The sequence below is a fragment of the Propionispira raffinosivorans DSM 20765 genome, assembly GCF_000381065.1.
Classification (GTDB): Bacteria; Bacillota; Negativicutes; order Selenomonadales; family Selenomonadaceae; genus Propionispira; species Propionispira raffinosivorans.
This window is the reverse complement of record NZ_KB905891.1, coordinates 1-5397: the sequence shown is the minus strand read 5'-3', so window position 1 is coordinate 5397 and position 5397 is coordinate 1. Positions and strand designations below refer to the sequence as shown.

Below are 5397 nucleotides of genomic sequence, written 5' to 3'. Positions count from 1 at the left end.
GATTGAATACACTTTCATATATTCCTCTTGTCAATTCCATTTCTCGCAGTGTACTGCCCCAAAGTACGGGTGAAAGGCCTTTATAACGAGCCTGCAGGAAATCCTTCATTTCTTGTACGGTATCATGTTGTGGAATTATGTCATCTTGTAAGACGAGTCCCATACTACGGAATGTACAAAACGCCCCCTGACAAGTTCCCATGCCCATTCTTGTTTGTCGGCGGATATCACTTAATGTATGGCTTGTCGGAAGTTCTGCAACTTCTTCTATTTCTGCCAGGGTAACATTTTCGCATTCACAAGCGAGTTCACGTTTTGTTGGATCTGCTTGCATCCGGGCAATGACTTTCTTTAATGTATCTTCACCCAATCTTGAGGAGGCCAGTGAAACTCCATAGGCAGGGAAATATTGACGTGCCTTCGCTAGAATTTCTGGTGCTACATCTTCGACTAATGGTTCAATCGCCGTACGGCAAGGTGTCGTATTATTTAATTGTTTGCAAACAAGATCCGCCATATGTTCTGCCATCAGGCGATAGGTAGTAAATTTACCACCACATATGCTGGCAAACCCTTTCAGTCCATCCTGAGCATGATCCAAAATTACAAACCCACGGGATACGCCACGACCGGTTGCATTTGGATCCGCCGTATAAAGCGGACGTGAACCGCAAAATGCCCGTAATATACGGAAGCCACGAAGATTTTCAATTGTAAGCTCGCCAATACCCAGCAGGTATTCTACTTCGGATGTTAACGGTTGTGTATCATTCGGGCTGTTAACGGTGGTTGAGGTCGTTCCTAAAATAGTAATAGACCCATGGGGAACAAAGATATCTCCATCGGATGATTTGTGTAAACGATTAATAATACGGCTGGTTAGACGATGATTAAATGCAACTAATGTTCCTCGATCGGGTTGCACATGGACCGGAATATTCGCACAGGATGCGACCTGTCCCGCCCACGGTCCCGCTGCATTCACAACAAATTCACAGGCAATATCATATTGTTGTTTTGTGAAATAGTCACGAACGGTAACCGTGCTTACTTGTCCGTTTACAGAATGAATCTTAACCACTTCGGTATACGTTTTTACTCTGCCGCCATATCGTTTCGCAGAATCAATATTCTGCCAGGCCATGCGAAATCCATCAATGGCTGCATCCGGCACACGATATACAGCTTGGGCACGATGGGTTAAGTTTGGTTCCAAATGCCAAGCTTCCGCAGGATCGATCTGGATTGCTGGTAAATTGATTTTTTTGCAAGCTTCAACCCATTCTTTTTCATAGGCTGGATCGTCTTCTGGCAAGCGAACAAAATATCCTTCTGTAGCTTCTACACAATGCCTGCCTATTTTACGTAAAATCGTATTTTCCTCAATACATTCACGGCCAGCATCTGCATCTTTCACAGCATAACGTCCACCGCTATGCAATAGACCATGATAACGAGAACTCGTTCCATGTACCATGTCACGCATTTCAAGCAGCATGACATCAACCCCACGCATTGCTAAGTCACGCAATATGCCAACGCCTGTGGCGCCACCGCCAATTACAAGTACTGTCGCTTTTTCCATTATATTTGCTCCTTAAAAAACTTTACATATTTTATTTTCACCATCGTCTCTATAAAAAAGAAGACACAATTTAATATATGAAATAAATTCACCTATTAAATTGCATCCTTAAACAAGTTTTCCATATATAAATGTTTTTTATCCATTAATTTTAAAATTCAAAAAAGTTTAGCAATTAAATATTGAATCACTTTAAAGTATTCTCATGTGTTCTTTTTCTAGTTCTATAATACGGACAACTTTTGCCGCAGAACCACCACCAGCAAAATCACACCCCAACCAAATATTCACTAAATATTTCGCCAATTCCACACCAATTACTCGCTCACCCAGGCACATAATTTGAGTATTATTGCTCTTTCTGGCACGTTCTGCCGAATATGGATCATGGCATACGGCTGCGCGAATTCCTGGAACTTTATTGGCACAAATTGACATGCCTATACCTGTGCCACAAAGTAAAATAGCTCTTTCATATTTACCAGCTGCAACGGCATCAGCTACGGTGTAAGCTACATCCGGATATAAAACTGTATCATTTTCTTTTGCTCCAAAATCATCAACTTCAATATTTTTTTCTTTTAGAAACTTAATAAGTTCCACTTTTAAATTGTAAGCGGCTTCATCACACCCGATGGCAATTTTCATCTAAAACAACTCCCTATATTTATAAATTTTCAATGATCGCTTTGTAAATTCCGTCTTGATCTAAGCCATATTTATGAAGCAAATCTACTGCTGGTCCAGATTCTCCAAAGCAATCTTGAATGCCTATTTTCAAAACTTGTGTCGGTAATTTTTCACTAAGTAAATCACTTACAGCACTGCCAAGCCCACCAATTACAGAATGTTCTTCAACAGTTATGATTTTTCCAGTTTCAGCTGCTGCTTTTAATACTAATTCTTCATCAAGCGGCTTAATTGTATGAATATTAATCACTCGTGCTTGAATATTCTTTTTTTCCGCTAATTCTTTTGCCGCTGCTAAAGCTGGTGCTACACAAAGTCCCGTAGAAATAATCGTTAAATCGTTTCCTTCACGCAATAGAACGCCTTTACCAAGTATAAAATGATAACTTTCAGAATTATTAATGATTGGCGTTGCCAATCGACCCAATCTGATATAAACTGGTCCATTATAATGGTAGGCAGCTTTAATTGCAGCTTTTGTTTCTATATCATCAACTGGATTAATTACAACCATTCCCGGAATAGATCGCATCAAACCAATATCTTCATTGCATTGATGCGTAGCTCCATCTTCACCTACTGAAATTCCTGCATGTGTTGCCGCAATTTTAACATTTAAATGAGGGTAGCCAATTGAATTACGTACTTGTTCATAGGCCCGCCCGGCAGCAAACATCGCAAAAGTACTGGCAAATGGAACTTTTCCGGTGATTGATAAACCCGCTGCAACCCCCATCATATTACATTCGGCAATTCCACAATCAATATGACGTGCCGGATACGCTTTTTTGAAAATTCCTGTTTTCGTGGCCGCTGCCAAATCTGCATCTAAAACAATCAAATCGCTATAGGTTTCACCTAATTCAACTAATGCATTTCCATAACTTTCCCTTGTTGCAATTTTTTTTATTTCTGACATAATAAACTACCTGCTCTTTCCAACTCTTCCATGGCAAGTTTGTATTGTGTCTCATTTGGAGCTTTACCATGCCATTCTACTGCATTCTCCATAAATGAAACACCTTTACCTTTTATACTTTTAGCAACAATAACGGTCGGTCTGCCTTTTACTTCTTTTGCTTCTTCAAAGGCTTTATGCAAAGCATCAAAATCGTGTGCATCCGTATTAATCACATGAAAATTAAAAGCTTCAAATTTTTTGTCAATTGGGTATGGTGAGCATATATCTTCTATTTTTCCGTCGATTTGTAAACCATTATTATCAATAATCACAACAAGATTATCAAGTTTATGCGACCCTGCAAACATTGCGGCTTCCCAAACTTGTCCTTCTTGCAATTCACCATCACCTAACAATGTATAGACTCTATATTTATCATTACTTAACTTAGCCGAAAGTGCCATGCCAGTAGCTGCTGATATTCCCTGTCCTAAAGAGCCACTCGACATATCAACACCAGGAATATGTTTCATATCCGGATGTCCTTGTAAATAAGAACCGAGATGTCGAAAAGTTTTCAAGTCTTCTACCGGAAAAAAACCGCTTAGTGCCAATACAGAATAAAATCCAGGTGCCACATGCCCTTTTGATAAAACAAAACGATCACGATCCAATTTATCTGGATCGTTTGGATCAATGTCTAATTCTTCAAAATAAAGATATGCAAAAATATCTGCAGATGATAATGACCCACCAGGATGTCCCGATTGCGCAGAATACACCGCTTCAATAATATTGGACCTTATTTTATTTGAAACTTTTTGTAACTTTAGTTTATCCACACGTACCAGTCCTTTTCCTATATTCATTCACCAAATACAGCCTTATAATCGGCTTGAAATTTTTCAATACCTTGTTGTGTAAGTGGATGTTTCGTCATCTGTGCTATTACACTATATGGAACAGTCGCTATATTGGCACCAGCTAATGCACAGTCAATAACATGAATAGGGTTACGTACGCTTGCAGAAATAATTTCTGCTTTGAGACCATGAATTTTAAATATTTCTGCTATTGTGCGAATTAAATCAATTCCCGGGGTAGAAATATCATCCAATCTACCTAAAAAAGGAGAAACATACGAAGCCCCTGCTTTCGCAGCTAATAAAGCTTGCGTTGCACTAAAAATAAGTGTTACATTTGTCTTTATTCCCTCTGAAGTCAAAACTTTTACTGCCTTTAACCCTTCGATCGTCATCGGAATTTTTACGACCATATTTTTATGAATTTTAGCAATTTCTCTACCTTCCGCAATCATTCCTTCTGCATCTGTTGTCGTTGCTTTGACTTCACCACTAATAGGACCATCTACTATTGAAGTAATTTCAGTTATTACTTCTTTAAAATCACGACCTTCTTTGGCTATCAAGGATGGATTGGTTGTTACACCACTAATAACACCCATATCATTTGCTTTTTTAATGTCTTCAACTTTAGCCGTGTCAATAAAAAATTTCATTCATCATACCTCCACACTATTTAATATTAATACTTTATAAAGATTTTTGTTCTTTACTGCTTTATAATATCATTTATCTTTTCTTTTTTCAAGCTTTTTTATCGTATTTTATCTTATTATATTTTTATTAATGCTATTTTCGCTAATTTTAAACAAAAATAAATAATAAAAAGAACTTTTAAAGAGATCATTACTGTTGAGTAAATAGCATTTCGCTAAAAAATCTAAACTATTAGTTGTATTTTAATAACTTCTATTTTTTGTCTCAAACTCTATCCAACTCCTTTTTTATCTTTTTATTCACGCCACACACAAGAGTAAAAAACCGTTATTGGCAAAAAAAAGGACAATCTGTCATATTGACAAATTGTCGGTTCTATAATAAATGTTGGGGTAAGCAAAAAATAAATTGCTTATTCCAACATATTTTTTTTGCATAAAAATAGAGCATAAAGTGAATAACTCATTTACAATTAAAGTTACCACAACACTAACCGAAAGGGGTTATCACTTATGCTCGATATTCAGTTTACTACACTTTTCTTAGACTTGAAAGACCTTTCTATTATAAATGTTACAGAAAATTCACTGACGGTTCAATTGCCACGTAAACTCCACATATGCCCATCCTGTGGGCAGCAGACGCAAAAAGTTCATGATTATCGCCTTCAAAAAATAAAACATCTTCCTTTATTACATAAA

6 protein-coding genes are annotated in these 5397 nt (G+C 37.4%); 1 reads left to right on the top strand and 5 read right to left on the bottom strand.

The window, feature by feature from the left end:
• The 5 genes from glpA to fsa all read right to left on the bottom strand — a co-directional run.
• Positions 1 to 1585, bottom strand: a 1585-nt coding sequence (glpA, locus tag F606_RS0120120; RefSeq protein ID WP_019555662.1) for an anaerobic glycerol-3-phosphate dehydrogenase subunit GlpA, incomplete at its 3' end; no start/stop codon positions are given.
• 192 nt (positions 1586 to 1777) lie between these two features.
• On the bottom strand, positions 1778 to 2233 hold the full coding sequence (gene rpiB, locus F606_RS0120115) for a ribose 5-phosphate isomerase B (RefSeq protein WP_019555661.1): 456 nt from the start codon (positions 2231 to 2233) through the stop codon (positions 1778 to 1780).
• 19 nt (positions 2234 to 2252) lie between these two features.
• Positions 2253 to 3194: a transketolase family protein gene (locus F606_RS0120110; RefSeq protein WP_019555660.1), complete on the bottom strand. Its 942-nt coding sequence runs from the start codon at positions 3192 to 3194 to the stop codon at positions 2253 to 2255.
• Positions 3182 to 4045, bottom strand: a complete 864-nt coding sequence (locus F606_RS0120105; protein ID WP_019555659.1) for a transketolase — start codon at positions 4043 to 4045, stop codon at positions 3182 to 3184. Before F606_RS0120105 ends, F606_RS0120110 begins: the two co-directional genes overlap by 13 nt.
• Entirely contained in the window at positions 4042 to 4695 is a 654-nt protein-coding gene (gene fsa, locus F606_RS0120100; RefSeq protein ID WP_019555658.1) for a fructose-6-phosphate aldolase, read from the bottom strand. Before fsa ends, F606_RS0120105 begins: the two co-directional genes overlap by 4 nt.
• Positions 4696 to 5208: 513 nt before the next feature.
• Here fsa and F606_RS23900 point away from each other — a divergent pair.
• Positions 5209 to 5397 (top strand): transposase family protein (locus F606_RS23900; RefSeq protein WP_026329235.1); only part of this gene is annotated, 189 nt, incomplete at its 3' end.

What these genes read in the sequence shown, in the direction of transcription:
- rpiB (WP_019555661.1), bottom strand. Translation starts at nt 2,233, where the DNA reads ATGAAAATTGCCATCGGGTGTGATGAAGCCGCTTACAATTTAAAAGTG.
- F606_RS0120110 (WP_019555660.1), bottom strand. Translation starts at nt 3,194, where the DNA reads ATGTCAGAAATAAAAAAAATTGCAACAAGGGAAAGTTATGGAAATGCA.
- F606_RS0120105 (WP_019555659.1), bottom strand. Translation starts at nt 4,045, where the DNA reads ATGAATATAGGAAAAGGACTGGTACGTGTGGATAAACTAAAGTTACAA.
- fsa (WP_019555658.1), bottom strand. Translation starts at nt 4,695, where the DNA reads ATGAAATTTTTTATTGACACGGCTAAAGTTGAAGACATTAAAAAAGCA.